Source organism: Acinetobacter sp. SW-226, assembly GCF_055632855.1.
This window is the reverse complement of sequence record NZ_CM145752.1, coordinates 3,259,685-3,283,057: the sequence shown is the minus strand read 5'-3', so window position 1 is coordinate 3,283,057 and position 23,373 is coordinate 3,259,685. Positions and strand designations below refer to the sequence as shown.

The window sequence follows — 23,373 nt, the reverse complement described above, 5'->3', positions numbered from 1 at the left end:
CCTTCAAATAATAAACAGATTTTCTGATTTAATAAAAATATTGTTGTAAAACATTTATTTAAATAATCGTTTTTTTGTAGTGTCTGATCGAAAACAAGTATCAGTGGAGTCGTTTTGAACAGGTAAGATGGAACAGTAAAACTGTCGAAATGAATGAATTGACCTGTCCTGAATACAGAACATCAGACGGGTCTTAGGCTGTACGAGGAGTAAGTATGAGCACGGTCCAAATCCCCAATTACACCACCGACCCATTCTTTGGCTTGGAAGATAAATGGATTGAAACAGCGGAAGGTGAGTTAACCCATTATCATGAAGTGGGTGAGGGTACACCAATTTTATTTTTACACGGCTCTGGAACAGGTGTTTCGGCAGCAGCGAACTGGTGGTTAAATTTACCACAGATTGCGGAGCAAGCCCGTTGTATTGCTATTGACTCAATTGGCTATGGTCAAACAGTGGTGGCTGATGGTACGGCTTATGGCATTCGCGCATGGGTCGATCATGCGGTGCGTACACTGGATGCTTTAGGCATTGAAAAAACTTGGTTGGTGGGCAATTCACTGGGTGGGTGGTTAGCTTTTCAAATGGTGCTCGATTATCCAGAACGTGTCTTGGGTATTGTGTCGATGGGGACAGGCGGAGCCAAACAAACTGCTGCACTGAAAGCCCATGCTAATCCTGTTTTGACCGAAGAAGGCATCAAAAATACTTTGTCGATGTTTGTGGTGGATAAGAGCTTAATTACCGATGAGTTGGTCAAAGTTCGTTATGAAGCAGCCAAGAATGACTATGCCTCAGACCGTTTAATGGATGTGGTAGGCGCACGTGACCGTGATCGTTTTGAGTTCCCACTCGATTTTGAAAAAATGAAGGACATCCAAGTGCCTGTATTGCTGATTCATGGTGTCCAGGATGTGGTGATTCCTGTATCTCGTACATGGGATATTTTAAATACGGTTCCATTTGCGGATGCCCACATTTTCAGTCAGTGTGGACATTGGTCACAGGTGGAAAAAGCTGAAGAATTTAATACGGTGATTAAAGATTATTTAAGTGCACGTGGTGTGAAATAAGCGATTGAATTGAAAAAGGATGGTTGAACCATCCTTTTTTTATGTCCGAAATTTCAAAGAAGAAGCATTAAACTTAGAGTGTAATAAAGCCTGCCGCTACATTGATGCTAATGGCCAAAATCGAGGTGTTAAAACCATAGGCCAAAATAATGTGCAGAATATTGAGAATACGCATGGAGCGGGAAGTAATCGAAACGTCCGCAGTTTGCGCTGAAGTGCCAATCACATAACTAAAGTATAAGAAGTCAGGATAAGTCGGCTGTGCCGTTTTTGGAAAGTCCAAGCCAGCATCTTGTTGGTCCGCAAGAGCGAGATAATAGTCATGCGCATAATGAATGGCAAACACAGTATGTATAAAGAGCCATGCACTTATAATGGTCAGTAAGGACAGAGCCAAGTGACCATATTTGATAGCTGGGTCATTAGGAAGATGAGTTAACTCCAACACAATTGCAATCAAACACATAACTAATGTCATGATCACCAACAGTAGAATAATCCATTTACTGGCATCTTGTTGCTGTGCATGTTGAAGAATGTGTCTATGGTCAACAGACCAAAGCGTTGTCATGGTTTTGAGCAAATAACTTGAGACGGCAATATTCCAACTGATCAATAAATTGGTAGACCAAGACCAGTCAGTCAGGGTATTGAGCAGAGCATAAAAAATAGCCGTAACCAAAAAACTAATAAAAAAGAAGGGGCGAAACTGCATGGCCGTTTTTAAACGCTGTAAAGTGGGCATCGGCATGATTTTCTCCTTTTCTATTTTATTTTTTAGTGCAGCTAAAATCGTAATAGCTAGCTCAGTATATGCTTATGTTTAGACTTAAGTTGTAGGTAAAACCTGACAAAAATTCTGATTTTTATTCGTTAATCTTCCTTTAAAAAGTAGAGGCAACAAAAGTCGAGAGCTGATAAGTCTGGTTTAAAACTGAAATACTCTAGATACGCTTGTAGTTCAGGGTACTTTTTTATGAAAAAGGTACACCGCCATTTATTCAGAAAATAGTGGTGTCTCGTATTTGAGGATTAATTTGAACTCATTGGGGATTTATTCACGGTTAATGTTCAAATAAAACACCCGAGTCAGCAATTCTAGAAATTTATTTACGGCCAGTGATGTGGTGTTTTTACGATAGCTTACATATAAATCTAAGTAAGGGAGTTCAACCTCAAGCGGACGAATCACGGTATTGCTCATGGTTAAGGGTGCAACATAGCCAGGTAAAATAGTGCAACCGAGCCCCATCCCAATTGAGTTGATATTAAATAGAATATTATCGGCCTTTTGAACAATATTGAATTCAATACTATTATTTTTGGCAAACTCTAAAATAGTCTGGTGCAGGGTCTGTGACTGTTCGGCTGCGGGAATGATAAAATCAATACCATTTAAAGCCTTAACAGGAATGCGCTCATATTTTGCTAAAGGGTGATCTTTAGGAAGCAGGAAGATGAGTGGCTCACGTAGAACAAATTGGCTCTCAAGTTCATCATTATGAAAGTTATGTCGGGTAAAGGTAATGTCCAGCTCACCTTTTTTCAACAAACGCATCTGCTCAGTATTGTTCATACTGAGTAACTCAATTTTTAAGTCGGGGTTTTGTACACGCAGATTTGGCAACACATAAGGGAATATTTTCATTTCCGCAACTGGCACGAAACCTATGCGCAGCATTTGCTGTTTGGCTTGTGACACTTGACGTGCCATAGCGACCGCTTTGTCCGCTTGAGCTAGAGTCAGGCGTGCCTGTTCTAGAAAAACAGCACCTTCTTCCGTGAGTTCAACTTTTCGCTTGGTTCGATACAGCAACTGTACGCCGACATCTTCTTCGAGGTCTTTAATTTGCTGACTGAGTGAAGGTTGGGCGGTATAAAGTTTCAATGCAGCCTTACTGAAGTTCAGTTCTTCAGCAACGGTGATGAAATAGCGAAGGTGTCTAAGTTCCATATAAATAACCCACTGAGTAATCCAAAAAATGTCTTACCACGACTACAACAAAGTATAATCTATAAACAACTATGCCGTGAAGATGATTCAAGTATTTATAAAATAAATGGTCTTGAGATGAATGCGGAGATTTTAATATAAGAAATAACTTTTCTAATAATTGCTAAAACGTATTAATTAAAACAAAAAAAATATTTCACTAAAGCTGTCTAAAAAATCATGATGCCTCAAAAGTTGAGTCTATTTACGTTGTGCCGTGTATTGGTCGCAGGAGAGCTTTTCATGAGTGGAAAAATTGATGTGCGTGAAATCGACGCTTTGGTCGATGCACAAAATGGACGTATCTCGCCATCCATCTATACAGACCCAGATTTATACGAATTAGAACTGGAACGCGTGTTTGGGCGTACATGGCTATTTCTCTGTCATGAAAGCCAAATTCCAAAATCAGGTGATTTTTTCAATACTTACATGGGTGAAGACCCAATTATTGTGGCACGTCAAAAAGATGGCTCAATTAAAGCATTTCTAAACCAGTGTCGACATCGTTCTATGCGGGTCAGCTTTGCAGACTGTGGTAATACTCGCGCTTTTACCTGTCCATATCATGGCTGGTCTTATGGGGTAGATGGCTCACTGAAAGATATTCCACTTGAAGATCGTGCTTTCCCACAAGGTGCCTGCAAAGAACAGTGGGGCTTGGTTCAAGTCAACCGCGTAGAGTCTTATAAGGGGCTTATTTTTGGCTGCTGGGATGAATCGACTCCAGACCTGATTGAATATATGGGGGATATCGCTTGGTATTTAGATGGCGTGGTCGATCGTTGTTCAGGTGGGACTGAAATTATTGGTGGGGTACACAAGTGGGAAATCGAGTGTAACTGGAAATTTGCGGCAGAACAGTTTGCCTCAGATCAGTACCATGCCTTGTTCTCCCATGCCTCTGCGATTCAAGTGTTGGGTGCAAAACCCGATGACGACTCATCTAAAAAACTCGGTGCAGCACAAACCGCTCGTCCAGTTTGGGAAACTGCCAAAGATGCCATTCAGTATGGTTCACGTGGTCATGGCTCAGGCTTCTTCTTTACCGAAAAACCCGATGCCAACGTCTGGGTGGATGGTGAAGTAGCCAACTACTTCCGTGAAACCTTTGAGGAAGTTAAAGAGCGTTTGGGTGAAGTACGTGCATTACGTCTTGCGGGGCATAACACCATGTTCCCGACCATGTCGTGGTTAAATGGAACGGCAACGCTTCGAGTCTGGCATCCGCGCGGTCCAAACAAAACTGAAGTCTGGGCATTCTGCATTGCCGATGCCGAAGCCTCTCAAGAAGTGAAAGAAGCCTTTGAACGTTCTGCAACGCGTGCTTTTGGACCTGCAGGTTTCCTTGAGCAAGATGACTCGGAAAACTGGATTGAAATCCAAAAAGTACTTCGTGGCTATAAAGCACGTAACAACCCGTTGATTATGGAAATGGGCTTGGGCAATGAGAAAGTTCGTGAAGATGGCATTCCAGGCATTACCAACTATATTTTCTCCGAAACCGCAGCACGTGGCTTATACCGCCGTTGGGCAGATTTACTGATTCATGAAACATGGGAAGAAGTCGAAAAAGCCGCGGAAGACTATGAGAAGGAGTTGATGAAATGAGTCAGATCAATTTAGAACTTCAACATCAGATCAGTCAGTTCCTTTACCGTGAAGCAAAATTGCTCGACGACTGGAAATTCCGTGAGTGGTTGGATGTCTTGGCAGATGATATTGCCTATACCTTACGCACGACACCGAATGCGCAAACCCGTGACCGTCGTCGTTCGGTTGAGCCGCCAACCACGTGGGTGTTTAACGACTCTAAAGATTTGTTAGAACGTCGTGTCGCGCGTTTGGAAACAGGGATGGCATGGGCTGAAGAGCCACCGTCTCGTACCACACACATGGTGTCCAATGTGATCGTTGAAGCGACTGAAGTCGACGGTGAGTATGATGTTTACGTGACGTATTTACTCTACCGTACTCAGAAAGAAAAAGATGTCACCCTCTACTGCGGGAAGCGTCATGACAAACTTCGTAAAGTGGATACCAAGCAAGGTTTCCAGATTTTCAATCGTAAAATCACCCTAGACCAAGTGACTTACAACTCCCATAACCTGAGTGTGTTCTTCTAATGAATAAGATTTTTGTGTGCCAAGTCGATGAGTTAGACGAAGGCGAGGCATTGAAAGTGGACTGCGGTGTGAATGGGATTGAGGCACTGGCTGTTTTCAACAATGGCGGTGAATTCTTTGCTATGAATGACCGCTGTTCACATGGCAATGCTTCCATGTCCGAAGGTTATTTGGAAGAGGACGGCACAGTGGAATGTCCATTACATTCTGCTCGTTTCTGCCTAAAAACAGGTCAGGCTTTATGCCTGCCTGCAACTGATCCTATTCAAACCTTTCCTGTGATTGTGGAAGATGGACAATTGTTTGTCGAGATGGCGGGAGCATAATCATGGGCTGGTTACAAGGTGAAGTTGCCCTGATTACGGGGGGAGGTTCTGGTCTGGGCTGGGCATTGGTCGAGCGCTTTTTAGCAGAAGGCGCACAGGTGGCTGTGTTACAGCGTTCACAAGCCAAAGTGGAGGCATTACAGGCACATTTCGGTGATCGCATTCTTGCGATTGCGGGTGATGTGGCTTGCTATGAAGACAATGTCCGTGCCGTGAATGCCACGCTTGAGCGTTTTGGCAAATTGGATTGTTTTGTCGGTAATGCTGGGATTTGGGATCATTATGCCGATATCGTCAATACTTCGGGTGAACAGTTAGACAAAGCCTTTGATGAAATTATGGGCATTAATACCAAATCGCTCATCTTGGGGGCAAAAGCCGCACTGGAGGCATTGATAGCTTCTGAAGGGTCGATCATATTTACTTTGTCTAATTCAGCCTTGTACTCGGCAGGCGGAGGCCCTGTATATACAGCTTCTAAGCATGCAGGCGTGGGTGTGATGAAAGAATTGGCCTATGAACTTGCGCCTAAAGTACGAGTGAATGCGGTGGCGCCGTCAGGTATGAATGTCAATATCAAAGGAGCAGCATCTTTGGGTCAAGAAAATTTGGGGCTACTCGATGCACGTGACCCTGAAAAGATTGCTCGTGGTATGCCATTAAATTTCTTGCCTGAACCTGAAGAGATGACAGGTTCATACGTTCTATTGGCATCGCGTCAGAACAACCGTCCACTGACGGGTGTTTTGATCAATGCTGAATGCGGTTTAGGCATCCGTGGTTTACGCCAACCTCGTGCAGGGTTCTTTGATGAGTGATTGATTCACTGAACTGCTCATCATCTAGGGATCTTCAGCGCTTTTAAACGTAAAGAAATCTCAAATCTAAACTCAATTAGGTTTGATGAGTATTTCAAAAATTTTGGGTACGCGGAAAAGTCATTCGCAATTGTTTGAGGCAGGACTAAAGCTAAAACGAAATGTTTCTGCGACCTGTCAATGTCGTGATGGTTGTTGCCGAGTTTTGCGAATGACAATGGTTTTGCCTACTTTTCCCAAAAGAAAAGTAGGTCGAACCGAAGGTTAGTCCGGAAGTTGATGCTTTATTGGAAAGACTCCGCTTCTTCATTTCAACGCTTAATTTTGACCCAGTCTTTATATTGAGATCTTTGCATATATTAAGGAAACACAGTCATTAAGCGACGGTTTCTATTTTGGAGTCACACATGGCCGTTAAACTCATTTGTGCATCGCACAGTCCCTTAATGGAATTCGCTTCACCGCAAGAACAGCGTAAAGAACAGATTGTACGTGAGACTTTTGCCCAGCTTGCGGCAGAAGTCAAAGGGTATGATCCAACTCTCATCATTACTTTTGGCCCAGACCATTTTAATGGCTTTTTCTATGATTTGATGCCAAGTTTTTGTGTGGGTATTCGTGCAACTGCGGCAGGTGATTGGGACTACGGTAAAGATAACGACAAAATCAATGTGCCTGAAGATACTGCGATTGCTTTGGTGCGTCGTGTACTCGATGAAGGTGTGGATGTTGCCTATTCCTACCGAATGCAAGCCGATCACGGCGTGACGCAGCCGTTACATTTTCTGTGTGGTGGACAGCTAGACCGTTATCCAACCATTCCTATTTTTATCAATGGTGCAGCGGCGCCGATGCCAACCACCAAGCGAACCATTGCTTTGGGGCGTGCTGTTGGACAATTTATTCAGTCTTTAAATCTTGAAAATGAAAGGGTTTTAATTTTAGGAACAGGTGGACTTTCACATGATCCTCCGACACCACAAATGGGTGCTGTACCGCCAGAAGTGGAAGAGTTTTTGATTTGTGGACGTAATCCGAGTGAAGAATCACGGAATCATCGTCAAGCCAAAATTATTGCCGTGGGGCAGAAACTGGCAGCAGGTGATCAATCTGTTGCCGTGCCACTCAATCCAGAATGGGATCGTGCATTGCTTGAAATATTGGCCAAAGCAGACTTCGCCACAATTGAAGCGATGACTGAAGCCGATATTCGCCGTGATGGTGGGCGTGGTGGTCAGGAAGTCCGTTCTTGGATGGCGGCATTTGCTGCATTACATGAACTTGGCGAATATGACATGACCACACATTGCTATGAAGACATCAGCGAGTGGATTGCGGGCTTTGGTATTGTATCGGCAGAGTTAAAAGGGTGAATCAAATGAGCAATATTGAAACCATCGTCATTGTTGGTGCAGGCCAAGCAGGTGCGAGCGCGATTTTAGAACTCCGTGGCAATCAGTTTGCAGGCAAAATCATTTTAATTGGGGATGAAGTTCATTTGCCTTATGAACGTCCACCTTTATCCAAAGATGTGATTTTAAAGCCCGAAGAAACCAAGGTTGAGATTTTATCAGAAGAGAAATTGGCGACTTTAGGTGTCACGCATATCCGTGGTAATGGCGTGGTGAAAATCAACCCTGAGGAAAAAACTGTTGAATTGCAAAAGGGTGATGTGATTGCTTATGACAAACTGTTGCTTGCGACTGGCGGTGCAGCACGTCGCTTGCCGAATTTTGATGCACTCAGTCAACATGTTTATACCTTACGTAATTTGGAAGATTCACAAGCATTGATTCCAGTCCTACAAGCAGGAAAGCGCATTGTGCTGATTGGTGGTGGTGTGATTGGTCTTGAATTAGCTTCCTCTGCGCGCTTTAAAGACTGTCAAGTGACGGTGATTGAAATGGGGTCAATGGTGATGGGGCGTTCATCCCCGCAGATTTTGAGTGAGTTTTTATTGGCGCAACAACGTCTTGCTGGTGTCGATGTGCGCTTGAATAGCACCATTAATCACTGTCATTTAGATGGTGAAACCGTGGTAATCACTCTTGCAACAGGGGAACAGTTACGTGCAGATGCCGTGATTTATGGTATTGGGATTGTCCCGAATGCGCAACTGGCAGTCGATGCTGGTTTAGCGGTTGATAGTGCCATTCAAGTGAATGAACACTGCCAAACTTCACATCCAGATATTTTTGCTGCGGGTGATGTCGCGACCCAACTTCGTGCTGATGGTCAGTACCGTCGTGTGGAAACATGGGAAAATGCCAATTTACAGGCTGGAATTTTTGCCCGTCACGTGATGAGTGTAGAGCATCCAAAAGCAAATCCTGCATGGTTTTGGACGGATCAGCTCGATATTAACTATCAGTTTGTTGGTGATATGGCCGCAGCAGAGTGGATTGTTCGTGGCGAAATTCGACCTGAACTCCGTGCAGCCTCTTCGTTTGTTCTGTTTGGAGTGACCGATGGCGTTATCGTGGGGGGAATCACCGTGAACGCAGCCAAAGACATGCGACATTTGAAAAAAATGATTGGCAAACAAGTCATCTTTGATGCAGAAAAACATTTAGACGTGTTGCAGGATTTACGTAAAATTGCCTGAGATTTAAAGCTTTGCACTTAAATGGGTGTATTTAAACAGACCAAGGTTTGCTTAGGTCTGTTTATTATTTATGAACTACAAAAACCTGCGCTATGCGCCACTAAATTTCGATATGATAAAAACATAAATAGAATACAGCTTGGGCTAAAAGTCGATATGGCAGATTCAAATAAACTGGTGGTTTATGCCGCACTCATAGGTAATTTAGCGATTGCCTTGGTGAAGTTTATAGCAGCTTATCTGACCAATAGTTCTGCCATGTTGAGTGAAGCGATTCACTCTGTTGTAGATACCTTAAACGAAATTTTATTGTTATATGGGCTAAAAAAGTCGAATAAACCTGCCAATTTTAATCATCCTTTTGGCTATGGGCGAGAGCTGTATTTTTGGGCCTTCATTGTATCTCTTATGGTGTTTGCCTTAGGGGCATTGGTCTCTATGTATAATGGGATCATGCACATTTTACACCCTGAACCGATTTTAAATCCGATCATCAATTATGTTGTACTTGGTTTTGCATTTGTAAGTGAGGGGGCGTCATGGTGTGTTGCCCTGAAAGTGTTTCGTAAAGCGAAAGGTCAGCAAGGTTATTTTGAGGCTTTTCGACGCAGTAAAGATCCCACCACGTTTACCGTTTTGTTTGAAGACTCTGCTGCATTGATTGGACTGTTGATTGCCTTTTTGGCTATTTATTTGGCACATCGTTTAGATCTGCCTGAACTGGATGGAGTAGCGTCCCTCCTGATTGGGCTGGTTCTGGCGGTGTCAGCTTTTCTTTTGGCACGAGAAACCAAAGGCTTGCTCCTCGGGGAAACCGCAGACGTGCATGTACGGCAAAACATCTTAAAAATTGCCCAAGACGATGAAGGCGTACTGTCGGCCAATGGCTTATTGACCGAACAAATGGGTGCCAAACAGGTTTTGGCCTCATTGAGCGTGGAGTTTGAAGATCACCTGACTACCGATGAGATAGAAGCCTGTGTCAATCGAATTGAAGCAAAAATTAAACAAAATCATCCTGAAATTGTGGCACTCTTTGTTAAGCCACAATCAAAAAAAGTGTGGTTAGAGCGAATGCAAGGACGCTTGGAATAGGTTAAGGTAGAGGTCAGTTTTCAAAACTGGTCCTGTTACTGGTGTATTGCAATAAAGATAACGACGTTAAATGAAGCCAAAATCAACTGAACTCCATTATCAAATTCTGACTGAAAATACGATGTCCCATACGTGGCGACAACCTGAATTTCAGTTTCTACACTCCGACCATTATAACGGGACACGCTTTTTCAATTCGGTTCGTCGACCCGAAGGGCGTAGTCGTGGCGATTTACTGAAATGGTTGATGAAACGTAAGTCTTCGACATGGAATGTCGATTTAGCACAAGAATATGCGCATTTTCATGCCGATAAAAAAAGTCTACCGCAAGACCGTCCTCATGCCGATTTAAATGATTGGCAAGTTTGGTTTGTGGGGCATGCCACGGTATTGCTCCAGATTGGCCCTTATAATTTATTGACCGATCCTGTGTGGGCGGAACATGTCAGTCCGAAGCAAGGGCGAGGGCCACGCCGTGTCATGCCTGCGGGGATTGCCCTAGAAAATTTGCCGACCATCCATGCGGTGCTTTTGAGCCACAATCACTATGATCATATGGATATAGCCAGTCTGAACTGGTTGTATGAGCGTTTCGCCATGCCCATTTATACGGGTTTGGGCAATGGATGGTATTTACCCAAGCATTTACAAGTGTTGGAAATGGATTGGTGGCAGTCAGCACGCTTGCATGATTTGAAATTGGTCTATACCCCAGCACAGCATGGTTCTGGACGTGGACTACGTGATCAAAACCGTGCGTTATGGGGCGGGTTTAGTATTCACTGTGGCGCTGACTATGCTTATTTTGCGGGGGATACAGGTTATTCGCCGCACTTTAAAGAGCTGCATCAGCGTTTTGGCGCACCGCGAATTGCACTACTGCCTATCGGGGCGTATGAACCGCGTGAGCTCATGCGCTATATGCATATGAATCCACAAGATGCCTTTCAAGCACATAAAGACCTGCATGCTAAATGCTCGATGGCCATTCACTATCGCACCTTTCAACTGACTGATGAAAGTCGTGAGCAACCTGAGATGGATTTGAAAGTGGCGATGAAAAATAGTTCGAAGCTGATGAATCCGTTTGTTTGCTTAAGAGAAGGTCGACGCTTAAGCGTGTAATGGGCACTTTATGTAAAGATTAGGTGATGGCTGGCAAAATACAGTCATCACCAAGACCATAACGACATCACTAAAATATCTTTCAAAAAAAATCTAAAAACCGAAAGTATGCCTTTTTTATTGTTTGATTTTTACTCAACCTGAGCCGCACTGATTGCTGGTAGGAATCGTCTAAGTTTTAAACGATAAACTCAATTGAAAATGCCTATTAACTCTGCATTAAAGGCTTTTCTTGCTGTTGCTTTTTCGTCGACTTCTATCTTGTTGAAAAGTTAAAAATCTTTCTTTCTTAAATATTTACATGGAGTAATCCGATTGTTTTTATTCGTAAAACTCGCTTTAGATTGTCATAAAAAAGGGCTATGTTAGAAAAGTAATAAATACTTTAAACGGTTCATGATAATCATAATTTGATGATCAAATTTGGAGCTCGACATGACACAGAATATGCAAGCATCAGGTTGTCCATTTCACCAGAAAGATGGTGGACAAACGAGTTTAGCCAGCACCAATAATTCTGATTGGTGGCCCAATGCGCTCAATTTAGACATCCTGTCACAACACGATAAAAAAACCAACCCGATGGATCCTGATTTTGACTATGCAGCCGCATTCAAATCATTAGATCTAGACGCGGTGAAACAAGACCTACGTGAACTCATCAACAGCAGCCAAGAATGGTGGCCATCTGACTATGGTAGCTACATTGGGATGTTTGTACGTACCGCATGGCACTTGGCGGGTTCTTACCGTAAACAAGATGGACGTGGCGGTGCAAACACAGGAAACCAACGTTTTGCGCCCCTCAACAGTTGGCCTGATAACGTCAACACCGATAAAGGCCGTCGCCTGCTTTGGCCAGTCAAACGTAAATATGGCAATAAAATTTCATGGGGCGATTTAATCGTTCTCGCAGGGACCGTAGCTTATGAAGAAGCAGGTCTGAAAACCTTTGGTTTCGGTGGTGGTCGTCTAGATATTTGGGCACCTGAAAAAGATATTTACTGGGGCGAAGAGCGCCAATGGCTGGCACCAACAGCAAACCGTTATGCCAATGACCAAGACCGTAAATCGCTTGAAAATCCATTGGCTGCGGTACAAATGGGTTTGATCTACGTCAATCCAGAAGGGGTTGATGGCGTTCAAGATCCCCTCCGTACTGCACAAGACATGCGTGTCACTTTTGACCGTATGGGAATGGATGATGAAGAAACCGTGGCATTGACTGCGGGTGGTCATACCGTAGGGAAAGCCCACGGGAATGGTAAAGCTGAAAACTTAGGGGCAGATGTCGAAAGCGCAGACGTTGAGTTTCAAGGTCTTGGTTGGCATAACTCTGAAGGCACAGGCAATGGTGCGAACACCATGGTCAGTGGTTTAGAAGGGGCTTGGACCACACACCCGACCAAATGGGATAACGAATTTTTCTATCTGTTGTTCACTTATGAATGGGAAAAAACCACCAGTCCTGCGGGTGCGAAACAATGGGAGCCGATTAACATCAAAGAGGAAGACAAACCTGTTGATGCGCATAACCCAAATGTACGCCGTAACCCAATGATGACTGATGCTGATATGGCATTAAAAATAGACCCTGAATACCGCAAAATCTCAGAGCGGTTCTATAAAGACCCAGCTTATTTGGCAGAAGTGTTTGCGCGTGCTTGGTATAAGCTGACGCACCGTGATATGGGACCAAAATCCCGCTACTTAGGTGCAGATGTTCCGAGTGAAGACCTGATTTGGCAAGACCCAATTCCATCGGTCGATTATGTTTTGTCTGAAGCTGAAATAGAAGAGTTAAAAGCGAAACTGCTGAATAGTGGTTTAACTTCGGTTGAATTGATCAATACTGCTTGGGACAGTGCGCGTACTTTCCGTGGTTCAGACTACCGTGGTGGCGCCAATGGGGCGCGTATCCGTCTTGCGCCACAAAAAGACTGGGTGGGCAATGAGCCTGAGCGTTTAGCCAAAGTTTTGGCGAAACTTAAAGAAATTCAGGCAGGTCTTGCGAAAAAAGTCAGTATTGCGGATTTAATTGTACTGGGTGGCACAGCAGCTGTTGAAAAAGCGGCGCATGCTGCGGGTGTGAATATCAAAGTTCCGTTCCTTGCCGGACGGGGCGATGCGACTCAAGAGCAAACTGATGTGTATTCTTTTGAAGACTTATTGCCTAAGCATGATGGTTTCCGTAACTGGGTCAAAGAAGATTACAGCGTACAACCTGAAGAAATGCTGTTAGACCGTGCACAATTACTCGGTTTGACTGCACCTGAAATGGCGGTATTGGTTGGTGGTATGCGTGTACTTGGTACGAACTATGCAGGTACACCAGAAGGTGTGTTGACAGATCGCGTAGGGGTACTGAGTAATGATTTCTTTGTGAACTTAACCGACATGAAATACAACTGGAAACCTGTGGGTAAAAACCGTTATGAAATCGTGGAGCGTGCGACAGGGGCAACCAAATGGACGGCAACACGTGTAGACTTAGTCTTTGGTTCGAACTCGATTTTACGTTCATATGCGGAAGTTTATGCGCAAGATGATAACAAAGAGAAGTTTGTAAAAGACTTTGTTGCCGCTTGGGTGAAAGTAATGAATGCAGACCGTTTTGATGTGAAGTAGGTTTCACAAGAACAAAAGACCGCTCAAAAGAGCGGTTTTTTTATATTTGAATTTTTATAATAAATTAACCAAAAATGAGAATAGAAATGTTTGCCCAAATATATAAATCCATTAAATATCCATAATTGATTTATAGCATTGGAATAATAATTTATAGCATAGAGGTACATCACAATGAAAAAAGTATTAACGGGTCTAATTCTAGGTTTGGGGACACTTGCTCTTGCTGGCACAGCCTTAGCCGCAAGCTCACAAAATACGCAAATACAAAAACAACCTGCTTCAAATCAAACGCAAGATTGTCCTCCACCACCAAAAGATATGGATAATAAAGATAGACCACGACCTCCTAAAGACGCACAGGGGAAAGACCATCCGCAGCCTCCTAAAGACGCAAATGGTTGCCCTATGCCACCCAAAGATTTGAATGAAAAAAATCGTTCGTAATGATTGAAGCCTCAATGTTTATTGCTTCTTAAATTATGGAATGGATATATGCCGTTTTGATGCGAAGTAATTTTCACTGGAATAAAAACTGCCTGTAAGGGCGGTTTTTTTATGGATTATAAGATGCTAAAATTATTTGATTTACAAGATGTTATTCTCCAATTAGTTTCATCTCTCTTTCATCCCACCAGTGTTGGGCATAAATCGTAGGATTAGTTGTAAGTATTTCATTCAAAATAGTAGCTAGGAATGTAAGTTGCTCTGATATATCAATTTTCTTAAAAAATCCTTTCTTAATTATTGGCTTAGATGGGTTTATAAAAACTAAGAAACCATTCTTATACTCTTGATAATGATTGCAACCAATCCAAATATCTTTAAAGCTTTCATCTGCTAAAGGTATTAAATATCCCCAATCCTCATTTAAGAACTCTGATACAGTTACACCATGTTTAGGAAGTTCTTCTGATAAGTATTTGGCTAATGTGTAGCCCCAAATTTGCCCATCCCAATTTTTTTGTTCTTCAGAAGTTTGAGGGAAGTTATCAGATCGAAACTCTATATGTGTTTTTAATAAGCTCATAATTTTCTTATTCTTTAATATTGAATGATTAAAATAAGAGTTCTTATAGAAGTTGTCTATCTTGTAAACTAATTTTTAAAAATTAAGTCATTAATTGAGTTGTATTCCCTTCATTTATATAATAGAGCTGATATGAATATTTTTTAAAACGAAAATATAAGTAAATAATGAAGTAAGTCTATATTTTTACGAAATTTATCGCTTTTGTAAGTAACTTAATTATGTTCTGTCAACCTAAAAGGATCTTTAACTTTTAATAAAGCTGTTTGTATTCAAAATTAGGTTTAACTAAATTTTGAAGAATATCTTTCTCCAATATTACCCATTCTGCAAACTCTGGCTCAATCAATAATGTCTGCGACACAAAGCCATAACACACACGTTGCAGATTTAAACTCAATTGCAGGAGTTGCTCTGCATCATCAACATAAGGCTCAAGGATACTGCGCCACATTTGCACCATCATTTCATAACTCTTTCGATAGCTTTCAATGTTTGAAACCTGCCGTTCCAGCAAAAAAGTCTGCGCCCAGAGAAACTGTCGAATCTGAATCTGTTCGAGCTGAAAGTGAATAATTTGTTGTAAATAGTCTTCAAAATTTGATTTTGTGGATAACTCTATCAGGCTTTGTGCATAACTTTTTAGTTGCTCCGCATTGGTTTTTACGTGCTGATGAATGGTTAATGCAACCAAATCTTCCTTCTTTGAAAAGTACTCATAAAAAGTCCCTAAACCGACACCTGCCACATCGGTAATTTCCCGAATGGTAATTTCATGTGCATGACGCTCATGCAAAAGCCGAACAAAACTTTCTTGCAAAGCTTCTTGGGTGAGTTTAGCTCGCGACTGGCGCGGTCTACGGCGGACTTGGATCTCAGGATTCTTCATAGCACAAAGCTGAACATGGCAGACTCAATTTTTCTCTATACTGAAATGAAAAGCACAGCATAACAAGAGCAAAGTGATATGAATACGACAGGGATGACCCATCAAATCAGCAATCAGTTTGATGAACTGGAAAATTACAATCTGTTTGAAACTGATATCGTTTTACAAAAAATATTGGCCCGTTATGGCAGTCAGGATCAGGCAAGACTCACAGAGATGGGGAAAGTAATTGGTTCGGTGGAATATTATGACTATGCCGATCTGGCCAATAGGCATACACCTATTTTACATGCCTTCGATGCTCGCGGACGCCGTAAAGACTTTATCGAGTTTCACCCTGCATGGCATAAATGGATGGGACTGAACCGTCAGTTCGATACCCATGCACATCCGTTTAATCATCCGAATTCATCCTCAAAATGGGTCGAGTGGGTAGCACGTTTTTATTTGGCAGGGCAGGTCGAGTGTGGAAACTTGTGCCCAAATTCGATGACTTTGGGCAGTATTCCACTGATTCAACGTGAGCCTGAACTGTGGGCCAAAATCGGCGATAAGTTACTTTCGACCGAATACGATGAACGTGATGTGCCCATCAGCCAGAAAAAATCAATTTGGCTAGGGATGGGCATGACTGAGAAACAAGGCGGTTCGGATGTACGTGCCAATGAAACCATTGCAGTACCTGTCGCAGAGTCGGGGCGTGGACAAGCCTATTTGCTCACAGGGCATAAATGGTTTTTCTCTGCACCGATGTGTGATGCACATTTGGTGGTGGCAAAGACGGAACAAGATGGTTTGGCCTGTTTCTTTGTGCCACGTTGGCTAGAGGATGGCAGCAAGAACCCAATTCATGTGCAACGCTTAAAAGACAAAGTGGGCAACCGTAGCAACTCCAGTTCCGAAGTCGAATTTAAAGACGCGTGGGGCATTATGATTGGGGAGGCTGGACGCGGTATTCCCACCATTATTGAAATGGCGAATTACACCCGTCTGACCTGTTCCGTAGGCAGTACTGCCATGCTTAGGCAAGCCTTGGTGCAATGTATTGTTTATACCCGTCAGCGCAAAGCTTTTGGCAAACACTTAGCACAGCAGCCTTTGATGCAAGCGGTATTGGCAGATTTAGCCTTAGAAACGGAAGCGGCGATGCAACTTAGTTTCCATCTTGCACATTGCTATGAAGCGGATGACGCATTGTCCGTAGCATGGAAACGCATTATGACCCCAGCTTCGAAGTTCTGGGTATGTAAGCGTGCAGTTGAGTTGACTGGCGAGATGATGGAAGTCTTTGGGGGCAATGGCTATGTCGACAACGGCATCATGGCGCGCATTTTTAAAGAAGCCCCAGTCAATACTATTTGGGAAGGTTCGGGTAATGTCATGTGTTTGGATGTATTGCGTGCCATCAGCCGTGATGTAGAGTCGATTGAGATCTTGTTTCAAGATTTAGCATCCACCGCGATGCAAGATGACCAGTTGAAGCAAGAGCTACAAAGTCTATTTAAATTATTCCAGCAGGCACCTGAAGAGCTGCAATTTATGGGGCGCAGTTTGGTCAGTAGGCTGGTGATTTTGACTCAAGCAGTCCTGCTAAAACGGCATGCACCAGACTATGTGGCTGATGGTTTTATTCAAAGCCGTTATAGTCCATTTCATGGTCGGGTTGTCGGGATGCTTGAGATGAAACAACCCGACGTAGAACGACTGCTGCATAGAGCATTTGCGGTTTAAGGCACATTATTGTACTGAAAGTTTTTGCGCCTCATGTTGTTCGAGTTTGACGTTGGGGCTGTCCTCAGCCTGAATAATATCAATCGGAATAAAACGGACTTGGACGATACTGGGTTTATTGTTTGAGTCTGACGAAAGTTTCTGATTGAGTGTTGCAATTTGTGCAGGGCTAGGCGGGATATCGCCACGGATAGAGACACGGACTAAAGTGAAATCATCTCTTTTATCGAATTGGATGGTATCAATAATATTATTATCATGATTCAGCGCAGTACTGATGGTTGCTTCAGTACTGCTTTCATATAGTCGAGCATTGAGCAGAGTATAAAAATTAAAGGAGAGATAAATCCCTAAGAGCGCCAAGAACATTAAGCTAATAGCATTACGTTTGAGAAACTCTTTGACATTACTCTGCACTTCTTCGCTGGAACCACGTCTAAAGCCTGCAATCCAAAGGACTAAAGATGAGCTAATCTGAATGGCAAAGATATTGGTCACCGCCAGTAAAAAAGCATTGGCTGAATTTTTCCATTCCATATGTGCAAATAAAATCCCACTGGCCACCAAGGGCGGAACCAAAGCAGTGGCAACAGCGACACCGACGACTGCTACAGACAACCGAGGTGAAACCGAAGCAAAAGCTCCTGCTGCACCACCTGCTAAAGCAATCATCAAATCTAAAATGGTCGGTTGCGTGCGCGATAGAATCTCATTGGTCATAGGCAGGTCATAGTTTACTAAACCAATCACGATTCCAATGCTATAAATCATGGCAATGCCAAGGAGTAAAGTGGACAGCGCGGTTTTAAACAGTAAAAGGCGGTTGTCAATTAAAGCCAAGGCAATACCTGAAATAGGCCCTAACATCATCGCCACTAGCATCGCGCCAATCACTACCGCAGCCGAGTTTGAAAGCAGGCCATAACCTGCAATGATGGCCGCCAAGGCATTCATAATAAAAAAGGTTTTACTGGGAAGAGCATCCGCTTGAATATTCAGCCGAACTTTTTGATGGTCAATTTTTTTTGAATTTTCGCGTAAAGCTTGTTTATAACGAATCTTCTCTTTTAAGAATTCATACTTTTCTTGGTCAGGGGTGTCGTTGACCACAATAGTTGCATCTTTGTCTTTTTCTAATGGCATGATGATGCTCTTATTTTATATCGAGTTAAGTATTAATTTAGCGCTTTTAAAGAAGGAAACAAATATAAACAATAGTGAAAAATAAGATAAGTTGCGTATAAATTTTCAGCATTCGTAAATAGAACTTTTTCTCTTTATACGCGTAGTATGGCTTGGCTCATTTACCTTTAGGTTGGATTGGTCTTTTGTCGTTCAGCTCATCCATCGAACTAGGGTAAGTATTGCGTTGTATGACGTTTCTCACTAAATGGTAGGGTGGATACCACTGTATAGTGTTCTTTTTAGAATAAAACACTCCGATTCGAAATAATATTTTTCATGACCATAGTGGAAATCAGGCGTTGCACATTGGGGAGTGCTGACAGTTGTTCATCATAGAGTTTCTGATAACTTTCCAAGTCATAGGTGACAACATGCAGTAAGTAGTCGGGGTCACCAAAAAGCCGTTGTGCTTTTACAATTTGAGGAATCTGCAAAATAGCCTCTTCAAGGCTGAGTACTGAATTTTTATCGCCATTTTTGAGGGTGACAAAAACAATGGTCGAAAAATTTAAACCCAACTGAGAAAAATCGAGCTGTGCACGATAGCCTTTGATAATACCCGCATCTTCTAAGGCTTTGACTCGTCGATGACAGGGTGAAAGACTCAATCCAACTTTATTTGCCAACTCGGTAACCGATAAACGTCCATCTGCTTGTAGTTCAGCAAGAATCTTCTTATCAATTTTATCCATGTGGAAGAATCTCCCTTTTTTAGCCGTTATTGCACAAAGATTTGAAAGCACATTTTAGAGCCTAAAGGATATCCTTTCAAAATTATTTGAGGCTGTTTGAATGATCAACTCCCCAAATTTTAACAACGATAACCGATAAAAGGGGAAAGGGATGTCACTCAGCATTTTGATTGCGTTTTGGAGCGTTTCTATACTTTTCGTGATCACACCAGGTATAGATTGGGCTTATGTGATTTCTTCAGGAATCCAAGGTAAAAGAGTCTTACCTGCGGTGACGGGGCTATTAACTGGACACTTGATGGCGGCTTTGACTGTTGCGGCTGGTGTTGGAACTTTGGTTGCGAGTCAGCCAATGTTACTTCAAGTGCTTACAGCTATTGGGGCACTGTATCTGCTTTGGATGGGTTTGAACTTGTCGATGCGTCCTGCAAGTATTAGTCGTGATCAGGTGGCATTGACTTCCTCTAAATCTTGGTACATTCGTGGGGTGTATTTGAGTGGTTTAAATCCGAAAGTCCTGCTTTTATTTCTAGCGTTGTTGCCACCTTTTATTGATCCAAAATCTGCTGTATCGGCAACTTCTCAGATTATTTTATTGGCAGGAATCCATTTGGTTAGTTGTGCGGCGGTTTACTTTTTGGTCGGGTTTAGTGCGCAAAGAGTTTTAGCAACACGTCCTCATGCAGCTATGATCGTGAGTCGAGTCTCTGGTGCATTGATGATTTTGATTGCAATCATTTTATTGTTAGATCAATTTTATTTTTAAGTGTATGTTTCAGCAGACGCAAGTTATGGCGCTTAAATAGTTGTATGAGCTATCTCTTTAAAAATAGGCTACGCTAAGAGACAGAAATGACATGAAAGTCGCTTGTAAAGTATACAAAAAAGCGTAAAATTCCAGCCATATCCTATGCGATATCATCCGTTCAGTTAGGTGGGAAAATGGCAAAGAAGAAAGCTGAGCCAAAAGTTGTGATTCACAACTTCGTGGCAAAACACATGCATGAAGTCAACCAAAGCCAAGTCTTTGTAGACCGAAAGAAAAATGCAAAACGAGGCTATGACAAGCACAAAAAAGGGAGATATTCAGATGATTATCTCCCTTTTTTAATGCCTCTTTTTTGTGTTTAAAGGCTTCTAAGCCGTCACAATACGTGTTGCTGATTTGACCATATCGCCTAAACCGTGTGTTTTAAAATAATATTCCATTTGGCTTTTTACAATGAGTGGATTACTCATTTTCAATGCGTGTTCTAAGAGTTCAATCGCGTCAGGCATCGGCACATGACAAATAGCTTTGCGTACACGCAGAATGTTACTTGAGCTCATCGACAGCGTATTAAAGCCCATTGCCATCAGTAAGATCGCAGATAAAGGGTCTCCTGCCATTTCTCCACAAATGCTGACTGGTTTGTTGTACTTATGACACTCTTTGACTAAGCGAGTCAGTGCACGCAAAATTGAAGGGTGGAAATGTGAATAAACGTTAGCAACCCGTGGATTATTTCGATCGACTGCCAGTAAATATTGGGTTAAATCGTTTGAGCCGACCGAGAAAAAGTCAACCAATTCGGCAAACTCATCTATTTGCAGCAGCACGCTTGGAACTTCAACCATAATACCAATTTTCGGTTTGGTGATTTTTACTTGTTCCTCTTCTTGCACTGCGACCCAGTCACGCTCAAGAAGGTACAGTGCTTCTTCTACTTCACTGACACTGGTGACCATCGGCAGTAAAATATGCAGGTTATTTAAACCAATACTGGCTTTAAGCATGGCACGAATTTGTGAAGAGAAAATTTCAGGGTGGTCGAGCGTAAAGCGAATGCCGCGCCAACCGAGTGCGGAGTTTTCTTCCTCAATGGAGAAATAAGGTAAGTCTTTATCGGCGCCAATATCGAGTGTACGCATCACCACGGGTTTGTTGGCGAAGTGGCTCAACTGCTGACGATAAATCGCACGTTGTTCTTCTTCGCCAGGGAAGCGGTCACGGAGCATAAATGGAATTTCGGAGCGATATAGACCAACACCTTTGGCTCCGCGTTGTACACCGCGCACCACATCAATCATTAGACCAGTATTGACAAACAGTTTGACTGCGACACCATCAGGGGTGATGGCATCTTTGGTTTCATACTGTTTTAAGTCTTTGGCAATTTGCTCTTCTTCTTTTTGAATCTCTTTATAACGGGTACGTAGACGACGAGGTGGATTAATAAAGACCCGACCTTGATGCGCATCGACAATCATTTCAACGTCATCGAGTGTATTAATCGGTAGTTCAGTCACCCCCACAACGGTTGGAATGCCGAGAGCACGTGCCACAATTACCATATGCGAGTTCATGGCACCTTCTGTGGTGACAATCGCAGCAATTTTATCGACAGGAAGTTCAACCAAAGCTGCGGTTGAAATTTCCTCTCCAATCAGAATACTTTCATCGGTAAGTTCACGGTGACTCGAATCCGCTTCTTGCAAATAGGCCAAAATACGTCGACCTAAATCTTTTAAATCTGCCGCACGTTCACGTAAGTAGTCATCTTCCATTTGTTCAAACAGATCAATATGGTTATCAATGACGATACGTACTGCACCTTGTGCCCAGTTACCTTCGCGAATTTGCTCTTTAATTTCAGCAGGTAGCGCATTTTCATCCAACATGCGTAAGAACACGCTAAACAGGGCACGTTCTTCAGCCATAAGGGCGTCTTGCATCTTGTCATCAAGCGATTTGATTTCATCACGCACTGAGGTTAGGGCACGATCCAGTAGGGCTAATTCTTCACTGATATCATCGGCTTCACGGTCAGGAACAGCCGCCAAATCTGCAGGTGGGTAGAGAATGACAGCACGGCCTAAGGCAATTCCACCTGAACCAGGGACGCCTTGGAAAGTTTTGTAAGCGGGTAAATTGCTGGGCTTACGAAAAACGTCGATATTGCCCACGGCATGTGCGTGAGCAATGACCCCTGAAAGTTGTGCACAGAGGGTGACAAGGAAGGATTCAGCCGCTTCACTAAAGTCTTGAGGCTCTTTATTTTGCACAACAAGCACGCCCATGACTTTACGGCGGTACATGACGGGTACGCCAAGGAACGAGTTATAAATTTCCTCACCTGTTTCAGGTAAGTACATAAAACGTTCATGTTTCGGGGCATTGTCAAGGTTGACGATTTCTTCGCGTTGTCCGACTAGGCCGACTAAGCCTTCACTGGTATGTAGTGAAACATGGCCGACTGAATCGGGGTTCAAACCTTTCGATGCCATCAACAAATAACGTTGATTACGCTCGTCCAATAAATAAATGGAGCAAACGTCAACGTGCATGGCTTCTGCCACATGGTTGACCATAATGTCGAGTGATTCATGCAAACTGGTGGACGCATTGATTTCTTGCACAATACGTCTAAGGGTATCCAGTTGCATATTCGACATCGCATCTACTCCAAAAAAAAGTGCGTCCAACTTATTTATAACAAGAGAACCTTAAAAAATCTGTAGGACGTCTAGATTTTTTAAGGCTTTTTTTGAGGGAGCTGATTGCACAACTCCACCATCGCTTTGCGGTATACATCGCGTTTAAAATTCACCACTTGCCCCAGTGGGTACCAATAGCTGACCCACTGCCATTGGTCAAACTCGGGCGGATCAGACAAATTCAAACGAATATTCTGAGCGGGGGCAGTGAGTTTGAGTAAAAACCACTTTTGTTTTTGTCCAATACATACGGGATCGGAATCTGTACGAATGTATCGGTGCGGCAAACGATAACGCAGCCAACCTTTAGTTTGCGCTACTATTTGGACGTGTTCGGGCAGTAAGCCAACTTCTTCTCTCAGCTCACGATAAAGTGCCTGTTCAGGGGTTTCTCCATATTGGATACCTCCTTGTGGAAATTGCCAAGCATTGTGTCCAATGCGTTTTGCCCATAAAACTTGTCCAAACTCGTTTGCCAAAATGATCCCGACATTGGGTCGGAAACCTTCCGAATCGATCATTTGGCTACCTAAATATTGTGTAATTTATGACTTTGCGATCGGGGATTTTTATTTC

The 23,373-nt window shown here is 42.9% G+C and carries 22 protein-coding genes; 14 read left to right on the top strand and 8 right to left on the bottom strand.

Annotation, left to right across the window (positions count from 1 at the left end; all coding sequences use genetic code 11):
• Positions 1-215: 215 nt before the first annotated feature.
• The gene (locus tag ACZ8ZH_RS15580) at positions 216-1,076 is read left to right on the top strand and encodes an alpha/beta fold hydrolase (protein ID WP_119064084.1); all 861 of its coding nucleotides are present in this window, start codon (positions 216-218) and stop codon (positions 1,074-1,076) included.
• 73 nt (positions 1,077-1,149) lie between these two features.
• On the opposite strand, the gene ACZ8ZH_RS15575 is transcribed toward ACZ8ZH_RS15580, so the two are convergent.
• Positions 1,150-1,827: a DUF1345 domain-containing protein gene (locus ACZ8ZH_RS15575; protein WP_110975901.1), complete on the bottom strand. Its 678-nt coding sequence runs from the start codon at positions 1,825-1,827 to the stop codon at positions 1,150-1,152.
• 303 nt (positions 1,828-2,130) lie between these two features.
• Complete coding sequence (gene hcaR / locus ACZ8ZH_RS15570; protein WP_086209618.1) at positions 2,131-3,030, bottom strand: DNA-binding transcriptional regulator HcaR; 900 nt, start codon at positions 3,028-3,030, stop codon at positions 2,131-2,133.
• A gap of 282 nt (positions 3,031-3,312) precedes the next feature.
• On the opposite strand from hcaR, the gene hcaE reads away from it, so the two are divergent.
• The 10 genes from hcaE (at position 3,313) to ACZ8ZH_RS15520 (ending at position 14,240) form a co-directional block, all read left to right on the top strand.
• Entirely contained in the window at positions 3,313-4,680 is a 1,368-nt protein-coding gene (gene hcaE / locus ACZ8ZH_RS15565) for a 3-phenylpropionate/cinnamic acid dioxygenase subunit alpha (RefSeq protein WP_119064082.1), read from the top strand.
• A complete protein-coding gene (gene hcaF / locus ACZ8ZH_RS15560) occupies positions 4,677-5,195 on the top strand; it encodes a 3-phenylpropionate/cinnamic acid dioxygenase subunit beta (RefSeq protein WP_086209616.1) in 519 nt (172 codons plus the stop codon). The genes hcaE and hcaF overlap by 4 nt, the downstream gene beginning before the upstream one ends.
• A complete protein-coding gene (hcaC, locus tag ACZ8ZH_RS15555; protein WP_086209615.1) occupies positions 5,195-5,521 on the top strand; it encodes a 3-phenylpropionate/cinnamic acid dioxygenase ferredoxin subunit in 327 nt (108 codons plus the stop codon). Before hcaF ends, hcaC begins: the two co-directional genes overlap by 1 nt.
• A gap of 2 nt (positions 5,522-5,523) precedes the next feature.
• Positions 5,524-6,339 carry a 3-phenylpropionate-dihydrodiol/cinnamic acid-dihydrodiol dehydrogenase gene (gene hcaB, locus ACZ8ZH_RS15550; RefSeq protein WP_119064080.1) on the top strand — a complete coding sequence of 272 codons (816 nt, stop codon included), beginning with the start codon at positions 5,524-5,526 and terminating at the stop codon, positions 6,337-6,339.
• Between the two features lie 407 nt (positions 6,340-6,746).
• On the top strand, positions 6,747-7,712 hold the full coding sequence (locus tag ACZ8ZH_RS15545) for a 3-carboxyethylcatechol 2,3-dioxygenase (protein ID WP_119064078.1): 966 nt from the start codon (positions 6,747-6,749) through the stop codon (positions 7,710-7,712).
• A gap of 5 nt (positions 7,713-7,717) precedes the next feature.
• Positions 7,718-8,944, top strand: a complete 1,227-nt coding sequence (hcaD, locus tag ACZ8ZH_RS15540) for a 3-phenylpropionate/cinnamic acid dioxygenase ferredoxin--NAD(+) reductase subunit (protein WP_119064077.1) — start codon at positions 7,718-7,720, stop codon at positions 8,942-8,944.
• Positions 8,945-9,100: 156 nt separating this feature from the next.
• Positions 9,101-10,039 (top strand): cation diffusion facilitator family transporter, encoded by a 939-nt coding sequence (locus tag ACZ8ZH_RS15535; protein ID WP_119064207.1) that lies wholly within the window; start codon positions 9,101-9,103, stop codon positions 10,037-10,039.
• Positions 10,040-10,109: 70 nt separating this feature from the next.
• A complete protein-coding gene (locus ACZ8ZH_RS15530; RefSeq protein ID WP_119064075.1) occupies positions 10,110-11,165 on the top strand; it encodes an MBL fold metallo-hydrolase in 1,056 nt (351 codons plus the stop codon).
• Between the two features lie 435 nt (positions 11,166-11,600).
• The gene (gene katG / locus ACZ8ZH_RS15525; protein ID WP_119064073.1) at positions 11,601-13,793 is read left to right on the top strand and encodes a catalase/peroxidase HPI; all 2,193 of its coding nucleotides are present in this window, start codon (positions 11,601-11,603) and stop codon (positions 13,791-13,793) included.
• A 174-nt stretch (positions 13,794-13,967) separates the two neighbouring features.
• Entirely contained in the window at positions 13,968-14,240 is a 273-nt protein-coding gene (locus ACZ8ZH_RS15520) for a hypothetical protein (RefSeq protein WP_119064071.1), read from the top strand.
• A gap of 151 nt (positions 14,241-14,391) precedes the next feature.
• Here the strand turns inward: ACZ8ZH_RS15520 and ACZ8ZH_RS15515 are convergent, their stop codons facing one another.
• Both ACZ8ZH_RS15515 and ACZ8ZH_RS15510 read right to left on the bottom strand, forming a co-directional pair.
• Complete coding sequence (locus tag ACZ8ZH_RS15515; protein WP_119064069.1) at positions 14,392-14,823, bottom strand: hypothetical protein; 432 nt, start codon at positions 14,821-14,823, stop codon at positions 14,392-14,394.
• Between the two features lie 253 nt (positions 14,824-15,076).
• A complete protein-coding gene (locus ACZ8ZH_RS15510) occupies positions 15,077-15,712 on the bottom strand; it encodes a TetR/AcrR family transcriptional regulator (RefSeq protein ID WP_110975020.1) in 636 nt (211 codons plus the stop codon).
• 78 nt (positions 15,713-15,790) lie between these two features.
• Between ACZ8ZH_RS15510 and ACZ8ZH_RS15505 the strand changes: the two genes are divergently transcribed.
• Positions 15,791-17,443, top strand: coding sequence for an acyl-CoA dehydrogenase family protein (locus ACZ8ZH_RS15505; RefSeq protein ID WP_119064067.1), 1,653 nt, complete (start codon positions 15,791-15,793; stop codon positions 17,441-17,443).
• Positions 17,444-17,449: 6 nt separating this feature from the next.
• Here the strand turns inward: ACZ8ZH_RS15505 and ACZ8ZH_RS15500 are convergent, their stop codons facing one another.
• Both ACZ8ZH_RS15500 and ACZ8ZH_RS15495 read right to left on the bottom strand, forming a co-directional pair.
• Entirely contained in the window at positions 17,450-18,586 is a 1,137-nt protein-coding gene (locus ACZ8ZH_RS15500; RefSeq protein WP_119064065.1) for a DUF389 domain-containing protein, read from the bottom strand.
• A 281-nt stretch (positions 18,587-18,867) separates the two neighbouring features.
• Positions 18,868-19,320: an Lrp/AsnC family transcriptional regulator gene (locus ACZ8ZH_RS15495; protein ID WP_086210007.1), complete on the bottom strand. Its 453-nt coding sequence runs from the start codon at positions 19,318-19,320 to the stop codon at positions 18,868-18,870.
• Between the two features lie 151 nt (positions 19,321-19,471).
• Between ACZ8ZH_RS15495 and ACZ8ZH_RS15490 the strand changes: the two genes are divergently transcribed.
• Both ACZ8ZH_RS15490 and ACZ8ZH_RS15485 read left to right on the top strand, forming a co-directional pair.
• Positions 19,472-20,086, top strand: coding sequence for a LysE family translocator (locus ACZ8ZH_RS15490; protein ID WP_086210006.1), 615 nt, complete (start codon positions 19,472-19,474; stop codon positions 20,084-20,086).
• Between the two features lie 176 nt (positions 20,087-20,262).
• Positions 20,263-20,451, top strand: coding sequence for a DUF7230 family protein (locus ACZ8ZH_RS15485; RefSeq protein ID WP_086210005.1), 189 nt, complete (start codon positions 20,263-20,265; stop codon positions 20,449-20,451).
• Between the two features lie 6 nt (positions 20,452-20,457).
• Here the strand turns inward: ACZ8ZH_RS15485 and ptsP are convergent, their stop codons facing one another.
• Positions 20,458-22,755, bottom strand: a complete 2,298-nt coding sequence (gene ptsP / locus ACZ8ZH_RS15480) for a phosphoenolpyruvate--protein phosphotransferase (protein WP_086210004.1) — start codon at positions 22,753-22,755, stop codon at positions 20,458-20,460.
• Positions 22,756-22,835: 80 nt separating this feature from the next.
• A complete protein-coding gene (locus tag ACZ8ZH_RS15475) occupies positions 22,836-23,318 on the bottom strand; it encodes an RNA pyrophosphohydrolase (RefSeq protein WP_004692547.1) in 483 nt (160 codons plus the stop codon).
• Positions 23,319-23,373: the final 55 nt, after the last annotated feature.